Source organism: Moorena sp. SIO3I6 (genome assembly GCF_010672095.1).
In genome coordinates, this window is the sequence record NZ_JAAHHU010001314.1 from 1 (window position 1) to 1,431 (window position 1,431).

The following is a 1,431-nucleotide window of genomic DNA, read 5'->3' on the forward strand; positions in this document are numbered from 1 at the left end:
TGACCTATCTTTTTTTTCCTTCATCTGCTGTATCCCTTGCTACACAATGGCTATACCCGCTCTGTCCCCCCGTTAGCTACTTTTTTAGGGTCTTTGTCGATTTCCTTTGTACTTGGGTTGAGGTCGATATCGGGATAGAGTTTTTGTGCTTCTTGATAGGTAGAAATAGCCTGCTCTATTTCCCTATTCATTGCTAGCCGCCAACCCTGTTTTACTTTTACTTTTGCAGCTAACAAGTGCGCTACTATTTTAGGGTCTTTGTCTTTTTCCTCTGTCTCTGGATTGAGGTCGATGTCAGGATTGAGTTTTTGCGCTTCTTGATAGACAGAAATAGCCTGCTCTATTTCCCTATTCATTGCTAGCCGCCTACCCTGTTCTACTTTTCCTTTTGCGGCTAACAAGTGCGCTACTATTTTAGGGTCTTTGTCTTTTTCCTCTGTCTCTGGATTGAGGTCAATATCAGGATTGAGTTTTTGCGCTTCTTGATAGGTAGAAATAGCTTCCTTTATTTTCCCCTCTTCTGCTAAGATCGCTCCAAATTGTATCTTGACTGGTGCGGCTAACAAGTGCGCTACTATTTTAGGGTCTTTGTCTTTTTCCTCTGTCTCTGGATTGAGGTCGATGTCAGGATTAAGTTTTTGCGCTTTTTTAAATTTTTTAACAGCACTCTTGATATTTTGCTCTTTTTGTAAAATAGCTCGACCTTGTCTCACCAGAAATTCGGCTTTGGTTTTATCTTCCCAACTGGCATGCTTAAGACAAGCTTCTCCTGCTTTATTATTTTTAGGTGCAACGAGGTCAGGATGAAATTGCAGCTGATCACATCCCTCTTTTAAAGCCTCTTGCCAAGAGTAATTGCCCCACAAACGCACTGTTCTGTCGTTACTGCCACTGAGAATCTGTTTGCCATCTCGACTAAAAGCGATCGCATTGACCCTACTTGTATGACCTTCAAAGGTATGGATTAGTTGACCGGTTTCTGTGTCCCACAACCGCACTGTTCTGTCGTTACTGCTACTGAGAATCTGTTTGCCATCTGGACTAAAAGCGATCGCAGTGACATAACTAGTATGACCTTGTAAGGGATGGATTAGTTGACCGGTTTCTGTGTCCCACAAGCGTAAGGTACTGTCGTGACTGCCACTGAGAATCTGTTTGCCATCTGGGCTAAAGGCGATCGCATCGACATAACTAGTATGACCTTGTAAGGGATGGATTAGTTGACCGGTTTCTGTGTCCCACAACCGCACTGTTTTGTCCCAACTGCTACTGACAATCTGTTTGCCATCTGGACTAAAAGCGATATTAGAGACAGCCCTTGTATGACCTTGTAAGGTATGGATTAGTTGACCGGATTCTGTGTCCCACAACCGCACTGTTCTGTCGTTACTGCCACTGAGAATCTGTTTGCCATCTCGACTAAAAGCGATC

Annotated in this window: 1 protein-coding gene; it reads right to left on the bottom strand. The window is 43.5% G+C overall.

The window, feature by feature from the left end:
• Positions 1-50 precede the first annotated feature (50 nt).
• Positions 51-1,431 (bottom strand): tetratricopeptide repeat protein (locus F6K49_RS48895; RefSeq protein WP_366514358.1); only part of this gene is annotated, 1,381 nt, incomplete at its 5' end.